Origin of the sequence: Cysteiniphilum marinum (assembly GCF_014857925.1) — a bacterium.
Taxonomy (GTDB): Bacteria; Pseudomonadota; Gammaproteobacteria; order Francisellales; family Francisellaceae; genus Caedibacter; species Caedibacter marinus.
Window position 1 is genome coordinate 15149 of sequence record NZ_JACYVZ010000015.1, and the last position, 25521, is coordinate 40669.

Sequence of the window (25521 nt, forward strand, 5' to 3'; positions counted from 1 at the left end):
CATACATAAGCTGCATTAACAAGCATGATAACTTCCTGCAATAGTATCTTTAGTACTTCCTGTTGTCATTGAAAAAGGTATTTTTATCTTATTGATATGACAATAAGCAAACCAGGCAAAGGCAATTGTTTCAATCCACGCCTCGTCAATGCCCAAGGCATTGATTGCCTGCACATTGATATCTGGTAAATATTCTCGAAGCAAGCTTAACAAGAACTCATTACGTGCACCGCCACCTGCGACATAAAGCGCTTTAGTATCTGCTTGATACCTTAAAACAGCCTCAGCAATCGAGCGCGCCGTTAAATGATGTAAGGTTGCTTGCACATCTTGTATATGCTCGTCGGTAGACAACTGATTCTCTAGCCATTGTAGATTAAAATACTCAAGCCCTGTACTTTTAGGGGCACTTTGCGCAAAATAAGGATCTTGCATTAACTGATCTAATAATGTTGGCAATAATATACCACCGCGCCCCCACTGACCCGCTTGATCATAAACTTCACCACGATGCTTATGAATCCATTGATCGATCAAGGTATTGGCAGGTCCCGTATCAAAACCAATAAGTGCTTTCTCAGGGTGTAGGCAAGTAATATTAGCGATTCCGCCTAAGTTGAGAATCACCCGCGGCGTATCTTTATCCGCAAAAAATGCTTGATGAAATGCCGGCACGAGAGGCGCGCCTTGCCCACCAAAAATCATATCTTTATTGCGAAAGTCATTAACAACCGGAATACCTGTGAGTGCCGTGAGCACATTACCACTACCTAATTGAATACTGAACTTACGTACACCTTGTGGCTGATGATAAACCGTTTGCCCATGACAGCCAATGGCAATAATATCTTTTGCATTGAGGTTATTTGCTATTAGCATTTGCTTAACGCACTGCGCATAGCTTTCGGCTAATTGATAGTCTAAATCACCAAAATCAAATAACGATAATTGATAATCTTGCGCGAAAATATCTTTTATTCTCGCCTTAGTCTCAGCAGGATAGGCGAAGCTTTGCTGTGCTTTAAGACTAAATAACTCACCTTTAAACTCAACGACAGCACAATCAATCGCATCCATACTGGTGCCAGACATAATGCCAATATAATACTTACCACTCATGATTTATTACGCTTCTTATCTTTTAGATAATTAGCTAAAGGTAATGCAAACATACCAACAAATAACACAAGCGCGATAAAAAATAACAACTGCAACCACCAAGGAAAAGAGAGCATTACCTGCCACGCATTATTAAGCTGTGAGGTAGCACTTGTAAATACTTGTTTTTCTGTCGGCATATAACGTGCTGACACCATTGACACAGACACCAAATAAAATAACGTCACGATATACAATAATCCATATTGCTTATAGCGTTTGATCTTAAGATATTTTTGCTCAAGAAAGTAACTGATCTGATGATCATCATTACTGGCACAACTTGAAGTTAAGGTTTTAATCCACAAAAATGCCAACACAACGGCATAAATAACAAATACAATCATCTACTTACCAACTTTTTGCAACGCTTTTTATAAACACATCGACTTTCCGCTCATTCTCTGTCAATGCCGCATTATCGGCTTTTAAGGGTAATAACGCACCACCACTTATTCTTGCTTGACCTGCTGCGTTTTTATATACCACGACAGGCACTGAGTTAATCAATCCTTTTAAAATCGTCATATTATGATTAAATTGCTCAATTTCTTTGCTTGTCGGATCAGTCACTGGTGTGATACCACCTTCCTCTTTAGCATAATTAAAACCACTTTCATTTTGCTTTAGTGCGTCAAGCGGTGATTTTGCACTTAAAATAGCCATGGCTTTTAAGGGGCTTGAACGCTTGATAATACCAATGGGTACCCAGCGAATTGCTAAATTGCCAGCATCCACTTGCTTTTGAGTTGCCTCAAATAATGCATGGCAAAACATGCAATTAGGATCAAAGATCACATACATATTGCGCGCTGCCGTTTTTGCACCCTGCTCAATGAAGTTTGCTGTTTGCAATGCTTGATATAGTTTTTGAGCCGCTGGATCAATTGAGTTTAAATCGATCTTTTGTGCCTTATTACTTCCTTTGTCATGCGCACCAAAAAAGTAATACGCACCACCCAAAATAATAATCAATGTAACCAATAGCAGTAATATACGTCTTGCCATAAATTCAGTCCATTTCATCCAATCAAAAGTAAGCTAAAGCCTAGCGAATTTCATCTATTTTAGCCACTTTTTCTTGCTGAATTTATTCTATTACCCATCATAAACTACGTTACAACCAAACACCGTAAAATGATTTACGATGGGTATAAGTAAACGCATTTACAAATGCATATCTCAACTTGCTATTTATTTTTTATACGGCAAGATAGCGCCTAATATTTATAGCACATTTAAATTTATGTCTTACGATAAAACACTGACAGTGTCGAAATTGACACTCATGAATATCACTGCAATCATTAGCCTGAGCTCCATCGCCTTTATGGCAACCATTGGCCTGGCCTCTATTTTCTTTTATCTTTTAGCTGCCATCTTTTTTCTGATTCCGAGCGCTCTAGTCTGTGCTGAATTAGGTGGCATGTTAGTAAAAGACAATGGTGGCGTATACACTTGGGTGAAGCGTGCATTTGGTGAAAAAACTGGCTTAATCGCAATCTGGATGGAATGGTTTAATAATGTCATAAGCTTCCCAGCAAGCCTCTCAGCAATTGCGGCAACGATTGTTTATATCGGCTTTGATCAGATCGAGCATAGTAAGCTCACACTTTGTCTTACTATGCTTACCATTTTCTGGTTATTAACCCTGTTTAACTGTTTACCCATGCGACGAATTGTTATTCTTAATGTCATCGGTGCACTGTTGGGCATGATTTTACCTGGGGTATTGTTACTTGCTGGTGCGATTTATTTTCTGATCATGGGACAAGATAATGCTCACTTTAACCATTTCCATAATTGGTTACCCGAGTTATCATTTGTGACTTTTGCGCTATTTGTCAAAACTTTGGCAAGCTATTCAGGCATTCAAGCAACAAGCTTCCATGTTAAAAATGTGCAAAAACCCAAACGCAGTATTCCCCGAGCAATGATCTTATCAATTGTGATTATTGTGCTACTGTCGATCATCTCAACCCTTGCGTTAGTGATTATCACACCTCAAAACTCAATTAACCCTATGAGTGGATTAATTCAAGGGATTAGTGCCGTACTTAATCTTGCCGGTCTTGGTGAATTTCAAGGACTTATAGCCTTACTTATCGTCGTTGGCATGATCGCAGCATTAAGCACTTGGATGTTAGGGCCTGCTCGCGCCATGCAAGAAGTCGCTCAACAGAAACTTTTACCTCAAGCTTTTGCCAAACTTAACAACAATCACATGCCAACCAATGTACTGTTGATTCAAGGTATTATTGGTAGCCTGCTATCCTTTGTATTTTTGTTTATGCCAACGATTCAATCTGCCTTTGCATTATTGATCGCATTAACATCACAATTTACAGTTTTCATGTGGATTCTGGTATTTGCTGCTGCCATGCGTTTACGTTATAAAGAACCACATATTGAGCGAATTTTTCATGTTGGCTCCAAAAACAACCTGCTTTTAAATACCATTTGTATTTTTGGTATCCTTGCTTGCTTGAGTGGTATTTTCTTAGGGATTTTTCCGCCGGCTTTTTCACATATACAAAATATTTATGCTTATGTTACGACCATCGTTATTGCTGATATTATCATTATTCTTATTCCCTTTTTATGGACCTGGTTGCGTAAACCATTGCAGTAGTTCTGTGCTTGAATTAATCCACTTTTATACTATGCCGCTCGTGCATCATTTTGCCGTGTTTAATGTTGAAAAATTCAATGACAGAAATACTGTCAAATGATTTATGAACGGTATATAGTGCTATAAGAAAGGCATAAAGATAGAAGGGAGATCTCATGACAAACAAGAAACTCACTCGCAACATCTTAATTGGTATGGCGCTAGGTATTATCGTTGGGCTTATTTTTCACCCCTTCGCTGATAGCTATTGGGTTCACACCTATATCACCGGCGGGGTACTACATCTTATAGGGAAAATATTTCTGACTTTGATGAAGATGCTTGTTGTCCCATTAGTCTTTGTATCTATTGTTTGTGGTGCAAGCAACGTTGCTGATCCTAAAACCTTAGGACGTATTGGTGGCAAAACGATTATTTTATATGTGTGCACTACTGCTATTGCCATCACACTGGCAATTGTTGTGTCAATATTGTTTCAAGTTGGCAAAGGTGCGAATATTTCAACGGAAAACTTGAGCTTTCATGCAGCACCTGCGCAAAGCTTCTTGGAAACCATTTTAAGCTTATTTACAGCCAATCCCATTAACTCACTAGCAGAAGGGCGTTTGTTACAAATCATCGTCTTTGCACTGTTGTTTGGTATTGCCATTAACTTTGCTAAAGAAGCTGGTACACGGATCAAACATTGGTTTGATGATATTAATGAGGTGATCATGTCACTTGTAAGCATCATTATCGCACTCACGCCCTATGGTGTATTTGCCCTGATTGCTAAGCTTGTCATCACAACTGATCTTGATAAATTTGTTTATGTATTGGGTTACTTCTTTACCGTACTCATTGTACTGTTTATCCATCTTTTTGTTACCAATGGCATTCTTGTGGGCATATTAGCACGTCTCAACCCGATTACCTTCTTTAAGAAAATGCTGCGCGTGCAATTATTTGCCTTCTCTACAGCAAGTAGTAACGCGACCTTACCAGTAACATTAGAAACCGCTGAGAAAGAAATTGGCATTAACAATAAAGTCGCAAGCTTCACGATTCCTTTAGGTGCTACGATCAATATGGATGGTACTGCCATTATGCAAGGTGTGGCTACCGTGTTTATCGCACATATATACAACATTGACTTAAGTTTAGGCGCGTATCTTATGGTCATACTCACCGCTACCTTAAGCTCAATTGGTACTGCGGGTGTCCCTGGTATTGGTTTAATTACGTTAACGCTGGTATTAACCCAAGTCGGCTTACCGGTTGAGGGTATTGCACTTATTATCGGTATTGACCGCATTCTTGATATGGTCAGAACAGCTGTGAATGTCACAGGTGATATCTCTGTTACTGCGGTTGTTGCTAATAGTGAAAAGCAAATTGATCGCAATATATACCGCTCGTAAATCATGAGCAAATAGCACAATTCCCTGCCAATTGGCTTGTTTACTAACCAGAAACATGAGCATATAATTCAGATATCTTTCATCATTAATCATAACTCATAATCTTTGAAACCCCTTTATTGCTTATCATCTTCCAATCAAAGATCCCATAAAATTCCTACGCTTTTTTCAGCACTTTTCTTGACTTAATGACTAAGTTTTACTTTTTTTACTTATATGCAGTAAATTTATTAGTGATCGATTATTTTTTATGATATAAAAACGCCCTAATAAAAAACTAACTCGTTAATGGAGGCCGCTATGCTGACAGAAAAAGAACTACTAAATATGCCTGAAGATGCATATATGAATGAAGAGCAGTTGGCTTTTTTCAAGGAACTATTACTTCAGCAAAAACAAGAGTTAAGTGAAGCAATTGATGGCGCGAAGAAAAGCTTGGCTGAGTCTGAACGTAACACCGATTTAAATGATGTTGCTACCTCACAGGAGATGCAGCAACTTTATTTGCGTACTGTCGATCGCCAGAGTAAGTTATTACGCAAAGTCAATGAATCACTAAAGCATATTGAAAACGGTGAATACGGTTATTGTGAGTTGACTGGTGAGCCAATTGGTGTGCAGCGTTTACTGGCACGTCCAACAGCGACCTTATCGGTACAGGCCAAAGAAATTCAAGAGCATCAAGAAAGAACGCAAGGCATTATCAAAGCCTAATCTAATCCTTAGATATTTTATTTTTTATCGTTTTTATCAGGGTGATCCCCTTCATTAGCCACATGATTTGGATCATCACTGATTTCTTTGTATTTCCCTTTTTCAATTTTTTCATCAACATACAGTGTGAAGCGATAAGCAACATACATTGAAATCGCTAACATAATCATAATGGTGATATACCACATATTAAATTCCTCTATTAACTCAATTAGTAGAATGTATGACTATTTTGCTCTAAGTCATCTTTATCAAGTTTAGACTTACCACGCCATGCAGCACGAAAGCCCCAAAGTTTATAAGCAACAATCAATACCATAAATGCAAACGTGATATATAGCATACCCATCAGGCTATATTCAGAGGCTGACACATTCCAAATCGTCAAACTCTGGCTACCAAAGCCATTACTCCCAACCCAGTTGGAAGGTACTATGAACGGGAACAAGGCAAATGCTGCCGCACACATAATTGCAGCAATTGCTAAAGCGGAACACCAGTAAGCAAAGGCTTCATTTTTCTCTTTGGTAATAGCAGCAAGTAATAGCATCACATAACATAAAATGGGTGCGATCCACATCCATGGATGTAACGCGTAATTATGCAGCCATCCACCTGTCACCACATCAACCTGTGTGTTAAACGCAAGGCTTGCTGGCGTCCCGGTGATAATCATCCCAGGGATAACATATGCCAACATAATCAAGCCAATAGTAACAAGAAGTAAATTAATGATGATAAACAGATTAGATAAACGACGAAAACGCAAACCTAACTCACCTGACAAACGGCGATTTAAGTGCAAACACGCATGCATCAATACCATGCTTAATGCTAACATTGCGCACAAAATAGCAAAAGGTGATAACACACTAGCAAAGGCATTACCGGCATATACCGATCTTAGTAAGAAGTCATCATGATAAAACGGTAACCCATGGAATAGCGCGCCAAGCACCAAACCAAAAATAATCACGGGAATAAAGCTACTAATAAAAAGCCCCCAATCCCAAAATTTACGCCAACCATCGCCATCAAGTTTACTGCGATAATCAAACCCAGGCGGGCGTAGGAAAAAGGTAAATAGTACTAATAATAATGCCGGATATAACCCCGAGAAAATCGTGCCATAAACAGCTGGCCAAATCCCAAATAAGGCACCACCACCGATAACAATCCACGTTTGATTACCATCCCAAGTAGGCGCAATGGTGTTTAGCGCTAAGCGTCTCTCAACATCATTTTCTTTAAAGCCTTTATGTTTAGACATAAATGGCATCATGATCGTCACGCCAAAGTCACATCCTGCAGTTGTCGCATAAAGAATAAGGACCAAAAGAATAATCGCCCACCAGATAATTTGTAAGGTCATATAATCAAATAACATTATTGATACTCCTTATAATTATAATTGCCATTACCTAATGATTTTGGCCCTTTGCGTGCAACCTTGAACATAACAATTAACTCCACAACAAATAGCCCAATATATAGCAATGCAAAAAAGGCAAGGCTCACCACAATATTCCATGACGCCAAGGTCGATGCCCCCATACTTGTTGGCAATATACCGTGCACCACCCATGGTTGACGCCCCATTTCAGCAATAATCCAACCCGCTTCAGCCGCAATATAAGGTAATGGAATCGCAAAAACTGCTAACCATAAGAACCAGCGATATTTAAGCAATGTACGACGCAATACATGCACTGCACCAAAAACCATAACAAAAAACACAATGGCCCAACAGGCAAGCATCACTCTGAAGCTCCAATATACTGGCCACACTTCTGGAATAGTATCCTTAACAGCCTTAGCAACCTCTGCCGCACTTGCATTGTGCGGATCTTTGGCATGGGCCTGCAATATAAAGGCATAGCCAATATTGTCACGATACTTTTTGGTCTCTGGGTTTTTCGGATCAAAAATATCAAAATCGTGAGCTGTCCCTTTGCCATTTCTGATCTGCTCCAATGCTTTTAATGCGACTAAGCCATCATAAATACGCTCTTTATTTTCGCGCATAATAGGCTTCAATCCTTCCACTGTTGCAGACAAGCTGTGCCCCGCAATTAAGCTCAACATCCACGGAATTTGAATCTCAAAATAATTTTTCTCATGCTCTTGTGATGGAAAAGAAACAGCTGACCAAGCAGCAGGTGCTTTTTGTGTCTCCCACTGCCCTTCAATAGCAGCCATTTTAGCCGGTTCATACTTATCAACAGCAAGACCATTCGCATCACCCAAGAAGAAAATAAAGATCGAAGAACATAAACCAAAGCCAAGACCCACAGCAAGTGAACGCATCGCAAATCCAGTATTTCTCTTACGTAATAAATACCATGCGCTAATACCAACAACAAATGCTGCTGACACTAAATAACCCGCAAAAGCAACATGTCCAATACGAATTTGTGCTAGCTCCTGCATATAGATCTGCACAAAGCTTGTTAATTGCATCTGCATTGTCTCAGGGTTTAGGAATGTTGCTACCGGATGCTGCATCCAACTGTTTGCAACCAAGATATTAACAATCGACAAATTGGTACCTAATGCCAAGAAAAATGTAATCAACAGATGTGTCTTTTTACTGACTTTATTCCACGTAAAGAAAAATAAACCAAACAGTGTGGCTTCAGTCATAAAGGCTGTCAAACCCTCAATGGCTAATACTGTACCAAAGCTCTCCCCAATAAAGCGCGAAAAATATGCCCAGTTTAAGCCAAACTCAAACTCCATAGTAATCCCAGTAACAACACCCATTGCGAAGTTAATCGCAAAAAGTTTGCCCCAAAATTTAGTCATATCTTTATATACTTGCTTACCCGTTTTGACATAAGCAGCTTCCATAATAAAAAGCATCCAAGAAAGCCCAAGTGTCAATGGTACAAAAACAAAGTGAAAAATAGCCGTAAACGCAAATTGAGTACGTGATAAATCGACAAACAATTGTGTCATATCCATGTGTGGACACTCCCAATGTGTGAATGAAATTTTATTGCTCGATTGTAGAGGTTTACTCACCTATTGCAAGTTTAACAGCAGTTTAATTTCTTATGCATTCGATAAAGCAAATTTATTGCCATCCATAGCAAACTGAGTAATAAATCAAGAATAAGTTGCGTCAGCTATTACCTCTCCTCTTGCGGGATTGCTCGTGCAGCTTAAGCTGCACGGGTGAGGGGAATAAAATCACCATTGCCTAATTCCTCTCTTTTCAAGAGGGGTAGCAGCCACAGGCTGACGGGGTGTTTATAAAATCATAATTTTTTTCTAAAGTGCATAACTCCAGTTATTACAAACTATAATACATTTGAAATTCAACAGGATGCGGTGTCATATTAAGCTTCTGAACTTCTTCCATTTTCAGATCGATATAAGCATTTATCATATCATCTGAGAATACGCCACCAGCGGTTAAGAACTCACGATCTTCATCTAAAGCAGCAAGCGCCTCTTCTAGTGATGCTGCCACAGTTGGGATGTCAATAAGCTCTTCAGGCGGTAAATCATATAGATTCTTATCCATCGCTTCACCTGGGTGAATTTTATTTTTAATACCGTCAATTCCTGCCATTATCATTGCTGAGAATGCTAAATATGGATTTGCCATAGGATCACCAAAGCGCACTTCTATGCGACGTGCTTTTTCACTATTAACAAACGGAATACGAATAGATGCTGAGCGATTACGTGCTGAATATGCCAATAACACAGGCGCTTCAAAGCCTGGAACTAAACGTTTATAGCTATTGGTTGATGGATTAGTAAATGCATTTAATGCCTTAGCATGCTTGATAATTCCACCAATATAGTAGAGCGCTTCTTCTGAAAGCCCTGCATAGCCATTGCCTGCAAATAAGTTTTTACCTTCCTTTGAAAGCGATTGATGGACATGCATGCCTGAGCCATTATCTCCTGGGATGGGTTTTGGCATAAAAGTTGCACTCTTACCAAAACCGTTAGCCACATTATGGACTACGTATTTAAAGACTTGTGTTTGATCCGCTTTGTCTACTAACGTTGAGAACTTAGTGCCAATTTCGCATTGACCTGCCGTCGCGACTTCATGATGATGAACTTCAACCTCCTGACCCAACTCCTCCAAAATAGAGCACATTTCTGAGCGAATATCTTGCAGTGAGTCAACCGGTGGCACAGGGAAATAACCACCCTTAACACCAGGTTTGTGCCCATTATTGCGACCACCATAAAGATCATTAGTGCTCCATGCTGACTCATTACTTCTGATTTTATACTCAGAACCTTCCATGTCTGATTTGTACGTCACATCATCAAAGATAAAAAATTCAGGCTCTGGACCAAAGAATGCGGTATCAGCAATGCCTGTTGACTTGATATAAGTTTCACAACGTTTTGCGAGCGAGCGTGGGTCACGATCATATGCCTGCATTGTTGCTGGCTCTAAAATATCACAACGAATAATCAATGTCGGCGCTTCAAAAAATGGATCAATTAACATCGTTGATGCATCTGGCATCAAAATCATATCTGACTCATTAATCCCCTTCCAACCTTCGATAGATGAACCATCAAACATTTTACCGTCAGCGAAGAAATCTTCATCAACAGCACGCACAGGAATGGTGACATGTTGCTCTTTGCCTTTTGTGTCGGTAAAACGCAGATCGACAAATTCAATCCCATATTCACTAACCATGGCTTGATAATGTGTAAAGTCAGACATACTAATAACACTCCTTGAAATTTGGTTGATAGTTTTACCGCGATCTATTCTATCAGAGTTTTTTGCAAAATTTAGCAAGATTTTCAAGGAAAAGTTACCATCTTTACGGTATGCTAAACAGCAGGATAGTACTAGGTTTGGAAATGATCGTGATAGATCAAGAAGGTTTCAGAGCAAATGTGGCGATCATTATTATGAATGATCAAAACAAAGTGTTCTGGGGTCGTCGTGTCAACCAAAGTTCGTGGCAGTTTCCGCAAGGTGGTTTAAACTCCGGAGAAACGCCGATTGAAGCAATGTATCGAGAGCTTAAAGAAGAAGTAGGTCTTATGCCTTATGATGTCGAGGTGATCGCTGCAACAAGAACATGGTTAAGATATCGACTTCCCAGAGCGCTAATTAGAAGAAATTGCCCACTGTGTATTGGTCAAAAACAAAAGTGGTTTTTATTGCGTTTAAAATCAGCAGATAGTGCAATTAATCTTAATGCCAATCACAAGCCCGAGTTTGATGAATGGCGTTGGGTTAACTATTGGTACCCCGCAGGCAAAGTAGTTTCTTTTAAGCGTCATGTTTATCAAAAGGCGCTTGAGCATTTTTTTCCAGTACTTAAAGATTGGCCACGTGGGTAACTATCATGCTATGGCAATCTTTAGTTAAAATCATTGAGCTTAAGCATGAGCTTGATGTTGTATTATCAATGTTTGCTAAAGAAGCATGTAAAGTGCTTAGTGTCGATGCATGCAGTGTTTTTATTTTGGATGAAACAGAACACACCTACACATTAAGCGCTTCAACCTTAGTACCGACATTGCGATCGGGCATGATCTACATCAATGCCAAAGATGATCTTCTGGGTAAAGTTGCTTTGCGTGAAGAGGCACTTATTGTTAGCGATATGTCAAAAGCCTCAAGCTATAGCGTGCTACAAACACTTTCACGCAACCGTTTACAATCTTTGTTAGCAGCACCCGTTGTTCACAAAGGTGATGTTATTGCCATTATTGCGCTACAACTCAATGACAAAGACAAGATTACTGAAAGCTTACAAACTGATGTTGCAACACTGTGTGCTAATTTATCGCTACCACTAAACCGCGCCATTCATATTGAAGATGTTTCCGAGCAAATTGAAGACAAGCCGCAAAGTCCGATGTACTTTGATGGCGTTAGCGCCAGTGATGGCGTACAAAAAGGCATTGCGGTTGCACGTTATAATATTACCGACATTGAAGAGATTCCTGATAAACCCACTCAATCCGACGATGAAGAACGTTTATTTATCAGTGCGGTAAAGGATGTCAAAGAGTCTTTGGAGGAAATGCTCCAACGTGTCACTCTTCTTGCAGGTAGTGAGGAAGCACAATTATTTGAAGCCTACTTGCAAATGATCGATAGCAGCCGTTTTTATGACGCTATTATTGACTATATTCGTCAAGGCATTTGGTTGCAAAGCGCGATCAAACGGGTTGTCATCGAGCAGGCGACGATTTTTGAACAAATGGATGAGCCTTATTTTGTCGAACGCGCCAGTGATATTCGTGATTTAGGCAAGCGCATCCTATTAGCACTTGAGAATAAAACGCTAAAGAAAAGTCACTATGCCGTGGATACCGTTCTTGTTGCTAGCGAAGTTACTGCATCAATGATTGCTGAAGTACCCAAAGGGCGGTTAAAGGCAATTATCTCAGAGCATGGTTCTTCTTATTCACATGCTGCGATTCTAGCCAAAGCCTTATCAGTGCCTTTTGTTACAAGCATCAAAGCATTGCCAATTAGCTTCATTGATGGCAAAGAGATTATTGTTGATGCCTACGTTGGACGCATCTACATCCAACCTGCTAAAGGGCTTAAATCAGCATATGAGCGCTTAATCAAGCATGAAAGCCAAAAAGCCGTTGAATTACAAGCGCTTAAAGACTTATCTAGTGAGACAATTGACGGCCATGAAATAACACTTAAAGCAAATGTTGGTTTAATCGCCGATTTGGATCGTGCCTTAAGCCAAGGAGCCGCTGGTGTCGGTTTATACCGCTCTGAAATTCCCTTTATGATTCGTGAGCGCTTCCCCAGTGAAGATGAGCAACGCATTATTTATCAGCAAATTTTATCAACGTTCCCTGATAAACCTGCTGTTTTACGCACCTTAGATGTTGGCGCGGATAAAACACTACCCTACTTCTACGAAGAAGAGCAGAATCCGGCACTTGGCTGGCGCGGTATTCGCATGCTGCTTGATCAGTCCAACCTTTTTTTAATGCAAATAAGAGCAATGCTTAAAGCAAGTCTACATCATGATAATTTGCATATCTTACTACCAATGATTACAACTATTGAGGAAGTCAAAGAGGCAAAACAGCTTATTCGTCAAGCCTATAAAGAAGTTATTGAAGAAGGGTTTGATATCGATAAACCACGTATTGGCATCATGATTGAGGTTCCAGCGGCAGTTATACTTGCAGAGCGATTGATTAGCCTAGTTGACTTTGTATCCATTGGCTCAAATGACTTAGCACAGTACGTATTAGCCGTTGATCGCACCAACGAAAAAGTTGCCAATCTATACAATCAACTACATCCAGCAATGATTCGCACACTTTACCATTTGGTCAAAGTAGCCAACAAACACAACAAAGAAATCTCTCTTTGTGGCGAGCTTGGCGGCAATCCAATTGCTACCGCCCTTCTTATAGGAATGGGCTTTGGCAGCTTAAGCATGAATGCCTCTGCACTTCTTAAGGTTAAGCAGGTATTGCGATCTGTTACGAAAAAACAATGTCGCAATGTGTTAAAACAAGTGTTAAAGCTTGCCACCACTGGAGAGGTGCATACTTATTTGGAAAACTTCCTCGTTGAAAATGACTTAGGTGGCCTGATCCGTGCAGGGATTAGTTAACACCATAAAAAATCATCTTATCTTAGTACTAAAAAGCGATTGGAAATGTATAAGTCACACCCGCGGTTAATGCATTAAATTTACTAACCTGATCTTTGTTATTAACTTCACTATCACCAAATACATATTGATATTGAGCAAATACGGTCCAATTTTTATAAGTATATGCCGCACCGGCAGCCGCTATTGGCTTCCACGCATTGGCAGTTATTGAGAGCCCACTTTTATCGATGTTAGCACGCTCTGTGACATAGGCCATACCGCCTTTGCCAAATAGCTGCAAACCGAATGGTAGGGTGAACTTTAAAGTACCCAATACTGGAATCATCTGGTAATTTAGATTTGAATTATTGTCTTTGATAATGTGATAACCATAGTCATAGCCAGATTCAACACCAAATGAAATCGTATGGCTCAAAGCAAAATCAAACCCAACAATAGCACCACCAAAAACATTGCCATTACTCGCATTATCAAGATCAGTGCGTGAAATATCTGCTACTTTACCATAACCGCCTTGCACACCGAGCACCAACCCGTATGGTGCTTTTGAATCTTGATCATTACCCATATCGCTAGCACCCATAGCAGGTTGTACATTGATGTTATTAATGGTGTTTGCTTTGCTATCGTTATCTGCTACTGTACTTTGTGCACTTGTTGCATAGCTTATCGATGACACTGCTAACGATGATATAACGACTAATGATATTTTCTTAAGCATAATGGCTCCTTAATATTTGTGTATTTTATGTTTTTTGTATCTTTTGCACTCTATGCAATATTTATACAGATAAAAACTCCGGCATTGCCTAACAAACACTTCTGCTTACTAAACTTAGCGCGCCCCCATGTATACTCTCAATCAAGTAAAGGGCATTTTTATACACAAAAATTAAGAGAAAATTAAGGGCTGATAATATTTATAATTATCTAGTAATTTTAAAATTATTAGATCAATATAAAATTTTAAATGACATTTAAAATACACATTAGAATACGTAACGAATACCCACTTGCTCAGAATCAACGCTAATACCTGAGTTAACAACCGCATTTGCAAAACCAAATGGGACAAAGCCAAAAGTAGTAAAGCCTGCACTAATATATTGCGCAAAAATACTAAATCCAGGTGTAATATCATAAGCAAGTTTAAACTTAAATATACCCAGCGCCCCTTGCCCATCCGCTGCAGCACCGCCACCTAAACCAAGCTCAGCACTTAATGGTGAAGATAAATACATACCAACAAATCCTTCAACGGTACCACCATTGAGTTGGGTATACTCAGTTTTAACAACCTGACCATTACTGTAATTACTTGCATTTGGATCAATCGCCTTACCAAAATAGTAGTAATTAAGACTGACACCAGTATAGATATTTTTCCAAGTATTGCTTTGACCAAATCCCCACTGGTAACCTAAAGAGACATTAGCCGCCCCTTTATTTTGTGTCGGAAAGGTAATGTTTTGGCTAGTATTTCCCCAAATCGTCACCCATGAATCTTCATAGTATGACTGAGTTTGCGCGGCACCACCTGCCGCACTCATAAAGAAACCACTAGGAACATTGTGTGTGTTTTGTGGCTTCCCCTCAATATTTGCAAATAGTAAAACAGGGCTAGAGGATAATGCGATCATGATTGTTTTTAGCTTCATAGAGGCTCCATTACATTTAAAACGCTGACAATAATATCACCTTATGATCTTTTTTCAATCAGAAAATAAAATATGTAAGTCTCTATGCAAAAACATAGCTAATATCAAAATACTGTCCCCAACCGGTAGTATTTTGCACGCCACCACCGGTTATTGGGCTGCCATCTTTAACTCCAGTCATATTACCGAAATATTTCAAGCCATAACCCACAGCAAATCGCTTGCTATGCCAATACAGACCATTAAACCACTCTATCGAGTAGCTTGAGCGAGTTGAGTCATATTTATCCATACCAAAACTGTAATCAAAATAGCCTTGATACGATAAGAATGAACCATTGCCAAACGTATAAAATGGTTTAAACCAGTTAGTTGCTAACTTATAACCATCCCACGTATTTTCATTTGGAGCGCCATAGTTTTCGCGCACATAACGCGCATACAAGTTAACACCAACTTTACCAAGCCATGGCACTTCAACATCAACACCCGGTCCAATATAAACATTAAAAAGCTGCCTATCACCGACTTCTGCCAAAGTTGAGACATACCACTCTTTAATAGGACCAATGCTTAGATCCTTGTGCAAGATATCATTGATTGAAAATCTTGGCTGAATCTTAAAGAACATATTATCGCCGTCATGACGGTCATCTGAGCGTTGATTAAAAATATCAAATACATCTAAATAACCATACAAATCAACAAAACCAGAGCGACCACCAAACTCCATCTCAAGATAGGTCGTATCCGCGGCGTGATATGGCAAGCGCGCATTCTCACTACGCATTAGATTAAATTGCAAGAAGTTATAATATTGATTATATATTGTCTGATCACTACCATCTGACTTTTTAGCTTTTGTCGCCTTTTTAGATTTTGACTGAGTTTCTGCTTTGTCTGCCTTATCATTAGTAGACGTGATAGTATGAGCTGTTGCTGTTTTCTCAGCAGCGCTATTGCGTTGCGTGTTACTCACAATTGTTGTTTGATTATTACTATCTTCAACAATTTTAGCATCATTTGCATAGTTTATGCCTGCGGCAAAAATCGAAGTTAGACTTGCCAGACCCAAGGTTATTTTTTGATATTTCATTGAGAGTTTTTATTACATTCAAACCATAAGAGCCGGCATGTTAAGCTAATTCAGATGTTTTTAAAAGTCTTAAAATTGTATTTTTATGTTATTAAAAGTCATCGGATCGTTTCAAATGCAATCTTCCATTGATCGTTATTTTCCAAAGCCTTGGCAGTTAGCTCCAATGTACCAATTTCAGTATGCATCGCGCTAATATGCACAGGCACTGAAGTACCATTGGCGTAATTATCCGCAGATAAGGTCAAGCGCAATGGAGATAACTCAACCAATCCCGCCTGCTCCCAGTCGGTAAAGATATCGCCCAAACAATCATCAGCACGATGGTTTGCAGCAAAAAATCTAAACTCAACAGGCTCACCGACAACCAATGAGAATGTCTCAGCTTCATATACAAGCTCTTCTTCAGCTTCCATACCTTGCACGGCAATACATAGTGCTTCGATCTGTGGTTGAAAGCCTGGAATGGCTGGCATTGGTGACTCGATCCCAATATAGAATGAATGCGATGCGCCCCCTTTGATGCGAATACCATTGCCTTGTAAAGCATCGGCAAACACACTAGCACCAATGGCAACTGAAGTATCATAAGCTGCATGCCCAAGCTCGCAAGCTTCAGGATGCCCCTCTTTGGTAAGCCATTTATTAATAATCTGCATTAATTGGCGACGCAAAACCTGTGGTTTAAACACACCACCGTTAAACAATACTGCCGTCGGTGTGATGAATTTCTCATCCGCCTTCGCTTGCTTGCTTAAGAACAACGCAAGATGTTTGGTAATCGCAGCTTCTTGCGTGTAGCTTAAAGCGAAACGACTCAACCCCGTGCGTGGCGCATTATGTGGATGATCGTCAATGGCAACCTCAGGAAAAAAGCCTTGCAACATAATTTTTTCAACATCTTTTTTCGTCAAGGTTTCTGATACCGCATTAGCAAAGATATTCGATGAACGTCCAGGAATCGATACGGCAATTTCATTTAAGTTTTGGTCACTTAATAGTTTCTCTTTGGCATTTCTACAACTATGCACTAATGCCTGCATCTGCCATGGTTCTAAGCGTTGACCACCATCTAATAATCTCTGCTGCACGGTATGTGCTAACATAAGATCGATATTATCACCACCAATTAAGATATGATCGCCAACAGCGATACGCCTTAATGCAAGCGTCCCCTCTTCATCTTCAACCTTTATCAATGAAAAATCCGTCGTGCCGCCGCCAACATCTATAACCAAAATCACATCATCAGCCGTTAGCTGGTCACGCCATTTTTCATGATCATGAATCCAACCATATAATGATGCTTGCGGTTCTTCCAATAAGGTAACCTCTTCAAAATCACATAAACGTGCCGCCTCAGCTGTCAAATCACGCGCTGCAGGCTCAAAAGATGCCGGAATGGTAATAATAATCTTTTGTTGAAACAATGGCGCATCCGGAAAGGCGCTATTCCATGTCTTTTTAATATGTTCAAAGTAATGAGTATATGCCTCAAGTGGTGATATGCGCTCAACACCTTCAGCTGCTTGATATGGTAATAACGCTTTACGCTTATCAATCGTGGCCTGACACAGCCAACTCTTAACACTTGATATCACCCTGTTTGGTGTCGTTTGTGCTTTTGTTTTAGCATATTCGCCCACCAAGATGGTGGTTTCACTTTGCCACGGCAAAGCAATATCATCTAAGCTTAATTCCAATGCGTTAGGTAAATATAAAAATGACGGCATTAACGTTTTGGATTCATATTGATTCTTGGCCATAAACTGCGGAATAGCTAACGTACTAATCTCAGTATCATCTGCTATTTTCTTATAGGTAACTGCACAATTTGTTGTACCTAAATCAATTCCAATCAAATATTTTGCATGATGCGACATTTATAACACCTCTACTTCTGCTGGCTGTAATATATCTAGATTTGCTTCTTTGGCTACTTTGGGTAAATGCATTTTCTCTACTTTCCAACCTTGATGGATTAACTTACCCTTAAAGCGCGTACTGTGCACAACATTCCCCGTGAGCTCAACACTATACTTATCATAATTTGCCTCAAGTATAACCTCGTTATTTTCCTGATCGTGATAAACCGGCGCCAAAGTACAGTATGACTCAAGCGCTTTTTTGCACTGATCATGAACAACGCGTGCCACAGTTGCCACCTGCTCATTGTCATAGTGATCAAGGTTTTGCGCCAGAAAATCTAATAAGCGCCCCTTTTTTTGCAAAATAGACAATAGCTGCTTAGCAGATTCGGTACTTTCTGTACCTTCATCAGTACACCTTATTTCCTGCTGAGTATCAGCCACAATCTCAGCGTCGATATTTTCAAGCTTACCTTTTATTAAGCAGCTTAAACGCTGCCTCCATGTTAGTTTCATTGGCATATATTATTTTCTTTGAATAAAAAATTACTCATCATGCATGAAAGTTAGTTTAGCCTATGGCGTTGGCAGCGACAAAGCTTTTATTGCTGAAGTTTAATCTCAGCATACTTTTGCAGCCACTGCGCTTTCACATCGACATTATGCGCAATGGTATGCTCCATCAAGATAAACACAATCAAGTAATGAATCACAAAATAAGCAATAACAATCGCTGCTGCAACATAGAAAGCTTTATGTTCTTTGAGATGTTTTTTCATTCTAGCTAACCCAGATGTATTGTGAATACATCTAATCTAGCAGAAGGTTGCTCCCTTTGATATTAAGGATTTTTTATTGATCATATAAGCGGAAACCCTATACGAATTAAATAAAAAATTGAGTTTCAATCCCCCTCATCCGTGCAGTATAAACTGCACGAGCAATCCCTCAGGGGGAGAGGTAATGCTCATGCTTCACTTTAATGATATTAGGTTATTTATGCTCGCAGTATATCTCCCGTTAATAGATCAACCAACCTTGATGGCTTAGTTGCAACAAAATCACCTTGCGGATAGATATAATCGACCCTCTCACCGAAATAATCATACACCTCATGCGCCGATGTTGCTGCAGGCATATTGGAGACATTAGCACTGGTTGAAACAATGGCTTGATCAAGCATATTGGTTAATTCACTCAATAGAGAATGAGTGGTTAAGCGCACGGCAATACTTTCAAAAGGGCCTGTCAACCAGCGAAACTCTGGCTTAACAGGCACCACCCACGTTGTCGCCGTATCATAATGTGTTTGTAGTTTCACAAAATGCTCTTTGGTGAGACGTGTTACATCAATAACACGTAGCAAATGCTCAATATTACTTGAAAGCACAATAAACCCTTTGTTGGCACTGCGTTTTTTCAGTGTCACAATTTTTGCCACCGCATCTGGCTCAAGGATGGTGCTTAAGCCGTACACAGATTCCGTTGGTAAGGCTAAAACTTTTTGCGCTTTTAATAACAAAACGAGCTTTTCAAGATTATTCTTATGCATTTACTCTATCAATAACGGTTAACGATAAACTCCTGACACTATAACAAACTGATTATCAAGGTGATAGTAGACTGATAAATAAAGATTTCAATCTAAGCATCTTCGTTAGGTTATCCAAGTTTACACTTGATTATATTTAAACTTTTAGGCACGCTTATGGTAAATGACAAGCAACATGGAGCTGTTATGCAAACCAATGAAATTGATTCTAGATTAAAACTTATTCTTTCCGCTCAAGTCGATAAACTAGACGAGCTAGAAAAAGTATGGATGTCAGGTTATGCTCATGGCCAACAAAATCAATCTGATGAGCTAAATCCATTTCCAGAAAAAACTGTTGAACACAATTACTGGGCAGAAGGGTTTGAAGCTGGCGAGTTTGGCGATGAGCCACTATTCCCACAATACATCTCAATCCTTACCGAAGAAGCGACAAGTGAAACAGACCCTCAAGTTGAAGACCGTAAGAAATTTCACTTAACTAAAGTCGATGGGCTTCTGGCAACCACGGGTGTAACTGTTGCAACCGCGTCGATGGTTGCGGCAGCTTTAATCAACTTTATGGCATAACATAATATGCCTAAAACCCGAATTAAAATTTGCGGTATTACTAACCTTGATGACGCCTTGTATGCGATTGATTGCGGTGCTGATGCGCTCGGATTTGTGTTCTATGATAAATCCCCGCGGTTTATTGATATTACTAAAGCCAAACAAATTATCAGTCAATTACCACCTTTTGTTAGTTGCTGTGGGCTTTTTGTCAATGCAACACAACAAACGATTCAAGCAGGTATTGATGCTAATATCAGCCTTATTCAATTTCATGGTGATGAAACTACCACAGAATGTGAACAATTTAATTTCCCTTATATTCGCGCAATCCGCGCTAAAGATGCTGACACACTGGTCAACGCACAAAACGCGTACCCCAAGGCACGAGGTTTATTGATTGATAGCTATGATCCAAATCTTTATGGTGGTTCAGGGCAAACCTTTGACTGGTCAATCATTCCAAGTGATATGCGCCAGAAAATCATTCTTGCAGGTGGACTTACTGAGGAGAATGTACAATCGGCAATTACAATGGTTAATCCCTATGCAGTTGATGTTAGCGGTGGCGTTGAATCACAAAAAGGGATAAAATGCCGCCAAAAAATCAAAGCATTTTGTGATGCTGCTCATAGTGTAAATACAATAAGTGATGTCCATGATTAATGATCATACCCGCCTGCCACAAATCATTCATCAAAGCATTACACAAAATGAGGATGAAACACGGCTTGAACTGGATATTTATTTTCATCGTGATCTGATCTTTTTTAAAGGGCATTTTGACAACGCACCTATTTTGCCTGGTATTGCGCAGACTGACTTTGTCATTGCCTTTGCTGCTCGCTTTTTAGAAATTGACAAAAAAACCATTGCTAATATTCCACAACTTAAGTTTAGTCGGGTGATTTTACCCGAGTCTACATTAAAATTATGCATTAGCAAAAAGCCAAGCCTTTTGACATTTCGCTATATTGATAAAAACAATGCTACTTACTCAAGCGGTAAGATCAAACTATGAAACCTGCCTTTTTAATCCCAGTTTATAACCATGGTGATACTTTAGAGCAGGTTGTTTCAGCATTACAACCTTATGATTTAACTTGCCTGATTGTCGATGATGGTAGTGACGACGAAACAAAGTCTTTTATTACTGATATCATTGCAAAATTTGATTGGGTCAAAAGCATCTCACTCCCGCAAAATGCTGGCAAAGGCGCTGCTATTTTAGCTGGATTTGAGTGGTTATTAGCACATAGCTACACACATGCTTTGCAAGTTGATGCGGATAATCAGCATGACTTAACGGATGTTCCCAAGTTTTTGCAAGTGGCTTATGATATGCCTGATTATCTGATTTCAGGCATGCCTATTTATGATCAAAGCATTCCTAAATCACGCTTACATGGGCGTAAGATTACCAATTTCTGGGTTGCTATCGAGACATGGAGTAAATCACTCACTGAAAGCATGTGTGGCTTTAGGGTGTATCCACTGCAAGCACTTCAACCCATCCTTTCAAAGATTCACGGCATGCGCATGGATTTTGATATTGAGATTCTGATTAAAGCGTATTGGCAAGGCATTGAGGTTAATTATATTCCAACCAAGGTGGTTTACCCCGTTGGTGGGCGCTCACACTTTCGGTTATGGCGCGATAATTTGCGTATTTCTTGGCTACACACTCGACTTTTTTTTGGTATGTTTTACCATATGCCACGACGTTATTTTAAATATAGAAAACGCAAAAAATGCAACACAAAAAAACATGCATGATTCAGACAAAGCGAAATTAAAACAAACTCACTGGTCAAAGCATCGTGAAAAAGGCAGTATTATCGGACTTAAGCTGACATTATGGATCGTAAAGCTTTTGGGTCGACATCTAGCCTATCTTTTGACATATCCGGTCATAGGCTATTTCTATCTATTTAGCCGTAAGGCACACCTAGCAATTAATATATATTGTAAAAATCTGCATTTTTATGCACAACAACAAAACCTTGATATACACGTCAAACCATGGCCTATTTTTATTAACTTTGGTAAGAGCCTAGTAGATAAAATTGCTGTTTGGAATGGGCAGATTACACGCAAACATTTGAACTTCATGAATCGCCATGAATTAATTGAGCGCATTGACCAGAAAAAGGGGACAATTATATTTACCGCCCATCTTGGCACAATTGAGATAATGCGTGCGATCTCCAACTCATATCCTAATAGCCGAATCAATGCCTTGGTGTTTAATCAACATGCGCAAAAATTTAATGACACCTTATCGCAAATTAATCCCCACTCGCAATTAAGCCTAATTTCTGTTAGTCACTTTGATATGACTTTAGCAATGCAATTGCAGCAAAAAATTGATCAAGGCGAAATTATCATTATCGCGTGTGATCGCACCCCTGTGACCAACATTACCAATAACCAACGTACGATAAAAGCTCAGTTTCTAGGGAAAGAAGCTTATTTTCCACAGGGTGGATTTTTATTGGCGCATCTTCTTAAAACGCCTGTTTACATGATGCTATGCCTTAAAAAAGGCAAACAGTTTGACGTGGTTTTCAAACCTTTTGCGGAGTCTATTAACTTGCCACGCAGCGAACGTCACGAGCATTTGGCTGATTATGTGCAACAATATAGTGACTTCCTTGCTGGGTATTGCCTAAAATACCCAACACAATGGTTTAATTTTTTTGATTTTTGGCAGTCTAATGACGGATAAACCAATCACTCATATCACCGATATTGTAATACCATTTTTTGATGTTGATAGTTTGCAAATCGCTTGGCATGGTCATTATGTCAAGTACTTTGAAGTCGCGCGTTGTGAGCTTTTAGATAAAATCGGTTATAACTACCACGCTATGGCGCAAAGTGGCTATATGTGGCCAGTGGTTGATTTGCAGATTAAATACATCAAACCTGCGAGCTTTGGACAGACTATCGAGGTACACAGTCAGGTGATCGAATATCAAAACCGCCTGAAAATAGGCTATCAAATCTTTGATAAAGCAACCGGACAAAAACTAAGTAAAGGGCACACAACCCAGCTTGCAGTGACTTTGCATAATCACGAATTACAATTTCAATCACCTAAGACCCTTATCCAAAAAATAGAAGGCTTTCATTATGATTAACTCTTTCTTTAAACGCTTAAGCACTACTTTTTTAGTGGTATTTATACTATTGAACTTAGCTCAAGCCTCAACAGATAATATCTTCGATCATCCACTATCCGCAAGCAATGAACAGGCATTTATTGAAGTTCAAAAAGAGCAAGCACAAATTAGTCATATCACCGGCAACTTCACACAAACCCGTTTTATGAAACTGTTATCCAAACCACTAAAATCCAGTGGTCGTTTTGAGTTATCAAAAACGCAAGGTTTAAAATGGCTGCAAGACAAGCCTTTCCAATCCACCTTAATTGTTACTGAAGACAACATTAAACAATCCATCGAAGGCAAAACTGCTGTTGTTATCACCAAAAAAGAGCAACCGATCGTATTTTCATTTACGACCGTATTCTTATCGATATTCAAAGGTAATACTGATGCTCTAAAGCAATATTTTAAAATTTACTTTATGCAAAACGGCAACACTTGGCATATTGCACTTAAACCATTAGGCGCTCCCCTTGATAAAGCCATCCAAAGCATTGAAATGACGGGTACAAAATATGCTTCACGTATATTTGTCAATGAATCGCAAGGCAATCAAATGTTAATTGAATTTAGCGATGTGAGAGCAGCAGATTAAAAGGATTAAACGTATAAGTTTAGACCCAACTTGATAGTTGCTAGTTTTTCTAACGCGATCTCTCTAATCAAGTTTTATGCAATGCCAATAAATACAGACAACAATCTTTCAATTTCTAGCATGTTGTTTCTATTTAATCGACCAAATGGCGTACCAATTTGCTCCCTTGTCACAGTATGCAATTTGTCAATCATGACCTGTGAGGTTTTCATCAAGCCATTAACTTCACTGGCTTTAACGGTGTATCGAAACAATGGCGTTTCCCTTATTTCACTGGTTACTGGTAAAATAGTCACCGATGGGTGCTCTGCAAATAAATCTGATTGAATAACCAACGCAGGTCTTGGTTTACCATAATCTCCTCGTAAAGAAACCGTCACCAAATCACCTCTTTTAATCACTTCCAACCCTCATTGTCAGAAGAATCATCAATCCAGTCCATAGTATCGCGCTCATGCTGATCATTTAGTAAAAGTCTCGACTGCCTTAAACATTCTTCCTTAAATCCATATTTACGCGTATCTGGAACCCAAATTTGCAAAGGTCTTAACCCTTGCGCTTTTAATTCGTCTCTATGTTTTTTAACTCGCTCTTGGATTGATCGTGGCATTGCATTCTCCATCAACAGTGTTTCATGTAACAATTGTAGTTTAATCATACGTTACATGCAACATATGGTTTTACTTATCAAATTGAATTACTGCACCTCCACGCCGCGCCAGTGCTGAAAAGCAATCTTGCTTAACTCCAATAACATCCCCTTGCCATCTATTGCCTGAATATTATGTGATTGACACCATGCAGTAAAAACTGTGCCATTTGGTGCATACATTAAGTCATATGCCAATGCGCCATTTGCAAAGTTATTAAGTTTTAATGGTAGATTCTCCTTGGCAACGCTCGCTGAAGTTGCATTGATTACAACATCAAATACACCTGCAATTCCATTTAAAGCACAGGCACTCAATTTAACCACACTATTTGTTGAGCGTGCCACTAGGTTATGCGCTTTTTCTTTAGTGCGATTGGCAATCGTAATACTTTCTGGATTTTCACGCACTATAGCGCCTAAAATCCCTTTAGCAGCGCCACCGGCACCTAAGATTAAAACTCGCTTATTCTGCAAGCTGATATTTAAATTATTTTTAATATCATTCACAAGTCCAAGACCATCAAGATTTAAACCAATAAACTCACGATCACTATTGATAATCACATTACTCACTGCTTGTGCTTCTTGTGCTAGATCATCTAATTTATCGCAATAACGGTATAGCTCTTCTTTAAATGGTAAGGTAACACTTAAGCCTTTGACAGCTTGATCAAGACGCAGCACATTCAAGGTTTGTTCTAGATTATCAGGACAAATTTCCAGTGCCTCATAATGCATAGTTTGTCCTGTTTTAGCGGCAAAATCTGTGTGAATTTGGGGAGATAAACTATGTTTAACGGGATTACCTATAACATAATATTGATCTACTGGTTGCTTGATAGGCATCTATATCATCCTTTGTTATAT

Annotated in this window: 29 protein-coding genes; 12 read left to right on the forward strand and 17 right to left on the reverse strand. The window is 39.3% G+C overall.

Annotated elements, in window-relative coordinates:
* Positions 1 to 15: 15 nt before the first annotated feature.
* Genes IE867_RS08100 through IE867_RS08110 form a run of 3 tightly spaced genes read right to left on the reverse strand, consistent with a single transcriptional unit; the run spans position 16 to position 2166 of the window.
* On the reverse strand, positions 16 to 1119 hold the full coding sequence (locus tag IE867_RS08100; protein WP_192484222.1) for an anhydro-N-acetylmuramic acid kinase: 1104 nt from the start codon (positions 1117 to 1119) through the stop codon (positions 16 to 18).
* Complete coding sequence (locus tag IE867_RS08105; RefSeq protein WP_192484223.1) at positions 1116 to 1505, reverse strand: hypothetical protein; 390 nt, start codon at positions 1503 to 1505, stop codon at positions 1116 to 1118. The genes IE867_RS08100 and IE867_RS08105 overlap by 4 nt, the downstream gene beginning before the upstream one ends.
* Positions 1506 to 1509: 4 nt before the next feature.
* Positions 1510 to 2166: a thioredoxin fold domain-containing protein gene (locus IE867_RS08110; RefSeq protein WP_192484224.1), complete on the reverse strand. Its 657-nt coding sequence runs from the start codon at positions 2164 to 2166 to the stop codon at positions 1510 to 1512.
* Between the two features lie 238 nt (positions 2167 to 2404).
* Here IE867_RS08110 and IE867_RS08115 point away from each other — a divergent pair, with 238 nt between their 5' ends.
* The 3 genes from IE867_RS08115 (at position 2405) to dksA (ending at position 5904) form a co-directional block, all read left to right on the forward strand.
* Complete coding sequence (locus IE867_RS08115) at positions 2405 to 3790, forward strand: APC family permease (RefSeq protein ID WP_192484266.1); 1386 nt, start codon at positions 2405 to 2407, stop codon at positions 3788 to 3790.
* A 155-nt stretch (positions 3791 to 3945) separates the two neighbouring features.
* Positions 3946 to 5190, forward strand: coding sequence for a dicarboxylate/amino acid:cation symporter (locus IE867_RS08120; protein WP_192484225.1), 1245 nt, complete (start codon positions 3946 to 3948; stop codon positions 5188 to 5190).
* 300 nt (positions 5191 to 5490) lie between these two features.
* Complete coding sequence (gene dksA, locus IE867_RS08125) at positions 5491 to 5904, forward strand: RNA polymerase-binding protein DksA (protein WP_192484226.1); 414 nt, start codon at positions 5491 to 5493, stop codon at positions 5902 to 5904.
* A gap of 17 nt (positions 5905 to 5921) precedes the next feature.
* Here the strand turns inward: dksA and IE867_RS08130 are convergent, their stop codons facing one another.
* The 4 genes from IE867_RS08130 to glnA all read right to left on the reverse strand — a co-directional run bounded on the left by IE867_RS08130 (position 5922) and on the right by glnA (position 10612).
* Positions 5922 to 6092 carry a hypothetical protein gene (locus IE867_RS08130; RefSeq protein ID WP_192484227.1) on the reverse strand — a complete coding sequence of 57 codons (171 nt, stop codon included), beginning with the start codon at positions 6090 to 6092 and terminating at the stop codon, positions 5922 to 5924.
* 23 nt (positions 6093 to 6115) lie between these two features.
* Entirely contained in the window at positions 6116 to 7291 is a 1176-nt protein-coding gene (cydB, locus tag IE867_RS08135; protein ID WP_192484228.1) for a cytochrome d ubiquinol oxidase subunit II, read from the reverse strand.
* Positions 7291 to 8868 carry a cytochrome ubiquinol oxidase subunit I gene (locus IE867_RS08140; protein WP_192484229.1) on the reverse strand — a complete coding sequence of 526 codons (1578 nt, stop codon included), beginning with the start codon at positions 8866 to 8868 and terminating at the stop codon, positions 7291 to 7293. The genes cydB and IE867_RS08140 overlap by 1 nt, the downstream gene beginning before the upstream one ends.
* Before the next feature lie 331 nt (positions 8869 to 9199).
* The gene (gene glnA, locus IE867_RS08145; protein ID WP_192484230.1) at positions 9200 to 10612 is read right to left on the reverse strand and encodes a glutamate--ammonia ligase; all 1413 of its coding nucleotides are present in this window, start codon (positions 10610 to 10612) and stop codon (positions 9200 to 9202) included.
* Positions 10613 to 10761: 149 nt separating this feature from the next.
* Between glnA and IE867_RS08150 the strand changes: the two genes are divergently transcribed.
* Together IE867_RS08150 and ptsP are read left to right on the forward strand one after the other, a co-directional pair.
* Positions 10762 to 11244 carry an RNA pyrophosphohydrolase gene (locus IE867_RS08150; RefSeq protein ID WP_192484267.1) on the forward strand — a complete coding sequence of 161 codons (483 nt, stop codon included), beginning with the start codon at positions 10762 to 10764 and terminating at the stop codon, positions 11242 to 11244.
* 5 nt (positions 11245 to 11249) lie between these two features.
* Entirely contained in the window at positions 11250 to 13508 is a 2259-nt protein-coding gene (ptsP, locus tag IE867_RS08155) for a phosphoenolpyruvate--protein phosphotransferase (RefSeq protein WP_192484231.1), read from the forward strand.
* A 28-nt stretch (positions 13509 to 13536) separates the two neighbouring features.
* Here the strand turns inward: ptsP and IE867_RS08160 are convergent, their stop codons facing one another.
* The 7 genes from IE867_RS08160 to IE867_RS08190 all read right to left on the reverse strand — a co-directional run bounded on the left by IE867_RS08160 (position 13537) and on the right by IE867_RS08190 (position 19685).
* Complete coding sequence (locus IE867_RS08160) at positions 13537 to 14232, reverse strand: outer membrane protein (protein ID WP_192484232.1); 696 nt, start codon at positions 14230 to 14232, stop codon at positions 13537 to 13539.
* Positions 14233 to 14500: 268 nt separating this feature from the next.
* Positions 14501 to 15169, reverse strand: a complete 669-nt coding sequence (locus tag IE867_RS08165; protein ID WP_192484233.1) for a hypothetical protein — start codon at positions 15167 to 15169, stop codon at positions 14501 to 14503.
* A gap of 82 nt (positions 15170 to 15251) precedes the next feature.
* Positions 15252 to 16265 carry a nucleoside-specific channel-forming Tsx family protein gene (locus IE867_RS08170; protein WP_192484234.1) on the reverse strand — a complete coding sequence of 338 codons (1014 nt, stop codon included), beginning with the start codon at positions 16263 to 16265 and terminating at the stop codon, positions 15252 to 15254.
* A gap of 98 nt (positions 16266 to 16363) precedes the next feature.
* Positions 16364 to 18148 (reverse strand): Hsp70 family protein, encoded by a 1785-nt coding sequence (locus IE867_RS08175; RefSeq protein WP_192484235.1) that lies wholly within the window; start codon positions 18146 to 18148, stop codon positions 16364 to 16366.
* Positions 18149 to 18655, reverse strand: coding sequence for a DUF2760 domain-containing protein (locus IE867_RS08180; protein ID WP_192484236.1), 507 nt, complete (start codon positions 18653 to 18655; stop codon positions 18149 to 18151). It abuts the gene before it with no gap.
* An 80-nt stretch (positions 18656 to 18735) separates the two neighbouring features.
* Positions 18736 to 18912 carry a hypothetical protein gene (locus IE867_RS08185; RefSeq protein WP_192484237.1) on the reverse strand — a complete coding sequence of 59 codons (177 nt, stop codon included), beginning with the start codon at positions 18910 to 18912 and terminating at the stop codon, positions 18736 to 18738.
* A 218-nt stretch (positions 18913 to 19130) separates the two neighbouring features.
* Positions 19131 to 19685 carry an L-threonylcarbamoyladenylate synthase gene (locus IE867_RS08190; RefSeq protein WP_192484238.1) on the reverse strand — a complete coding sequence of 185 codons (555 nt, stop codon included), beginning with the start codon at positions 19683 to 19685 and terminating at the stop codon, positions 19131 to 19133.
* Between the two features lie 186 nt (positions 19686 to 19871).
* Between IE867_RS08190 and IE867_RS08195 the strand changes: the two genes are divergently transcribed.
* Genes IE867_RS08195 through IE867_RS08225 form a run of 7 tightly spaced genes read left to right on the forward strand, consistent with a single transcriptional unit; the run spans position 19872 to position 24002 of the window.
* Entirely contained in the window at positions 19872 to 20255 is a 384-nt protein-coding gene (locus IE867_RS08195) for a hypothetical protein (protein ID WP_192484239.1), read from the forward strand.
* 6 nt (positions 20256 to 20261) lie between these two features.
* Positions 20262 to 20903: a phosphoribosylanthranilate isomerase gene (locus tag IE867_RS08200; protein WP_192484240.1), complete on the forward strand. Its 642-nt coding sequence runs from the start codon at positions 20262 to 20264 to the stop codon at positions 20901 to 20903.
* Positions 20896 to 21258 (forward strand): ApeI family dehydratase, encoded by a 363-nt coding sequence (locus tag IE867_RS08205; RefSeq protein WP_192484241.1) that lies wholly within the window; start codon positions 20896 to 20898, stop codon positions 21256 to 21258. The genes IE867_RS08200 and IE867_RS08205 overlap by 8 nt, the downstream gene beginning before the upstream one ends.
* A complete protein-coding gene (locus IE867_RS08210) occupies positions 21255 to 22013 on the forward strand; it encodes a glycosyltransferase family 2 protein (protein WP_192484242.1) in 759 nt (252 codons plus the stop codon). The genes IE867_RS08205 and IE867_RS08210 overlap by 4 nt, the downstream gene beginning before the upstream one ends.
* Entirely contained in the window at positions 22006 to 22965 is a 960-nt protein-coding gene (locus tag IE867_RS08215; RefSeq protein WP_192484243.1) for an LpxL/LpxP family acyltransferase, read from the forward strand. The genes IE867_RS08210 and IE867_RS08215 overlap by 8 nt, the downstream gene beginning before the upstream one ends.
* The gene (locus tag IE867_RS08220) at positions 22955 to 23380 is read left to right on the forward strand and encodes an acyl-CoA thioesterase (protein WP_192484244.1); all 426 of its coding nucleotides are present in this window, start codon (positions 22955 to 22957) and stop codon (positions 23378 to 23380) included. The genes IE867_RS08215 and IE867_RS08220 overlap by 11 nt, the downstream gene beginning before the upstream one ends.
* Positions 23373 to 24002 carry an outer membrane lipoprotein carrier protein LolA gene (locus IE867_RS08225; protein WP_192484245.1) on the forward strand — a complete coding sequence of 210 codons (630 nt, stop codon included), beginning with the start codon at positions 23373 to 23375 and terminating at the stop codon, positions 24000 to 24002. The genes IE867_RS08220 and IE867_RS08225 overlap by 8 nt, the downstream gene beginning before the upstream one ends.
* Positions 24003 to 24076: 74 nt before the next feature.
* Here the strand turns inward: IE867_RS08225 and IE867_RS08230 are convergent, their stop codons facing one another.
* Genes IE867_RS08230 through aroE form a run of 3 tightly spaced genes read right to left on the reverse strand, consistent with a single transcriptional unit; the run spans position 24077 to position 25500 of the window.
* The gene (locus IE867_RS08230; RefSeq protein ID WP_318779334.1) at positions 24077 to 24403 is read right to left on the reverse strand and encodes a type II toxin-antitoxin system PemK/MazF family toxin; all 327 of its coding nucleotides are present in this window, start codon (positions 24401 to 24403) and stop codon (positions 24077 to 24079) included.
* The gene (locus IE867_RS08235; RefSeq protein ID WP_203249864.1) at positions 24400 to 24660 is read right to left on the reverse strand and encodes an antitoxin MazE family protein; all 261 of its coding nucleotides are present in this window, start codon (positions 24658 to 24660) and stop codon (positions 24400 to 24402) included. Before IE867_RS08235 ends, IE867_RS08230 begins: the two co-directional genes overlap by 4 nt.
* 39 nt (positions 24661 to 24699) lie before the next feature.
* The gene (gene aroE, locus IE867_RS08240; RefSeq protein ID WP_192484246.1) at positions 24700 to 25500 is read right to left on the reverse strand and encodes a shikimate dehydrogenase; all 801 of its coding nucleotides are present in this window, start codon (positions 25498 to 25500) and stop codon (positions 24700 to 24702) included.
* Between the last annotated feature and the right edge of the window lie 21 nt (positions 25501 to 25521).

Bases quoted from the DNA above. Each gene is read 5' to 3' on its own strand.
- IE867_RS08100 (WP_192484222.1), bottom strand. From the start codon at position 1,119: ATGAGTGGTAAGTATTATATTGGCATTATGTCTGGCACCAGTATGGAT.
- IE867_RS08105 (WP_192484223.1), bottom strand. From the start codon at position 1,505: ATGATTGTATTTGTTATTTATGCCGTTGTGTTGGCATTTTTGTGGATT.
- IE867_RS08110 (WP_192484224.1), bottom strand. From the start codon at position 2,166: ATGGCAAGACGTATATTACTGCTATTGGTTACATTGATTATTATTTTG.
- IE867_RS08115 (WP_192484266.1), top strand. From the start codon at position 2,405: ATGTCTTACGATAAAACACTGACAGTGTCGAAATTGACACTCATGAAT.
- IE867_RS08120 (WP_192484225.1), top strand. From the start codon at position 3,946: ATGACAAACAAGAAACTCACTCGCAACATCTTAATTGGTATGGCGCTA.
- dksA (WP_192484226.1), top strand. From the start codon at position 5,491: ATGCTGACAGAAAAAGAACTACTAAATATGCCTGAAGATGCATATATG.
- IE867_RS08130 (WP_192484227.1), bottom strand. From the start codon at position 6,092: ATGTGGTATATCACCATTATGATTATGTTAGCGATTTCAATGTATGTT.
- cydB (WP_192484228.1), bottom strand. From the start codon at position 7,291: ATGTTATTTGATTATATGACCTTACAAATTATCTGGTGGGCGATTATT.
- IE867_RS08140 (WP_192484229.1), bottom strand. From the start codon at position 8,868: ATGGATATGACACAATTGTTTGTCGATTTATCACGTACTCAATTTGCG.
- glnA (WP_192484230.1), bottom strand. From the start codon at position 10,612: ATGTCTGACTTTACACATTATCAAGCCATGGTTAGTGAATATGGGATT.
- ptsP (WP_192484231.1), top strand. From the start codon at position 11,250: ATGCTATGGCAATCTTTAGTTAAAATCATTGAGCTTAAGCATGAGCTT.
- IE867_RS08160 (WP_192484232.1), bottom strand. From the start codon at position 14,232: ATGCTTAAGAAAATATCATTAGTCGTTATATCATCGTTAGCAGTGTCA.
- IE867_RS08165 (WP_192484233.1), bottom strand. From the start codon at position 15,169: ATGAAGCTAAAAACAATCATGATCGCATTATCCTCTAGCCCTGTTTTA.
- IE867_RS08170 (WP_192484234.1), bottom strand. From the start codon at position 16,265: ATGAAATATCAAAAAATAACCTTGGGTCTGGCAAGTCTAACTTCGATT.
- IE867_RS08175 (WP_192484235.1), bottom strand. From the start codon at position 18,148: ATGTCGCATCATGCAAAATATTTGATTGGAATTGATTTAGGTACAACA.
- IE867_RS08180 (WP_192484236.1), bottom strand. From the start codon at position 18,655: ATGCCAATGAAACTAACATGGAGGCAGCGTTTAAGCTGCTTAATAAAA.
- IE867_RS08185 (WP_192484237.1), bottom strand. From the start codon at position 18,912: ATGAAAAAACATCTCAAAGAACATAAAGCTTTCTATGTTGCAGCAGCG.
- IE867_RS08190 (WP_192484238.1), bottom strand. From the start codon at position 19,685: ATGCATAAGAATAATCTTGAAAAGCTCGTTTTGTTATTAAAAGCGCAA.
- IE867_RS08195 (WP_192484239.1), top strand. From the start codon at position 19,872: ATGCAAACCAATGAAATTGATTCTAGATTAAAACTTATTCTTTCCGCT.
- IE867_RS08200 (WP_192484240.1), top strand. From the start codon at position 20,262: ATGCCTAAAACCCGAATTAAAATTTGCGGTATTACTAACCTTGATGAC.
- IE867_RS08205 (WP_192484241.1), top strand. From the start codon at position 20,896: ATGATTAATGATCATACCCGCCTGCCACAAATCATTCATCAAAGCATT.
- IE867_RS08210 (WP_192484242.1), top strand. From the start codon at position 21,255: ATGAAACCTGCCTTTTTAATCCCAGTTTATAACCATGGTGATACTTTA.
- IE867_RS08215 (WP_192484243.1), top strand. From the start codon at position 22,006: ATGCATGATTCAGACAAAGCGAAATTAAAACAAACTCACTGGTCAAAG.
- IE867_RS08220 (WP_192484244.1), top strand. From the start codon at position 22,955: ATGACGGATAAACCAATCACTCATATCACCGATATTGTAATACCATTT.
- IE867_RS08225 (WP_192484245.1), top strand. From the start codon at position 23,373: ATGATTAACTCTTTCTTTAAACGCTTAAGCACTACTTTTTTAGTGGTA.
- IE867_RS08235 (WP_203249864.1), bottom strand. From the start codon at position 24,660: ATGATTAAACTACAATTGTTACATGAAACACTGTTGATGGAGAATGCA.
- aroE (WP_192484246.1), bottom strand. From the start codon at position 25,500: ATGCCTATCAAGCAACCAGTAGATCAATATTATGTTATAGGTAATCCC.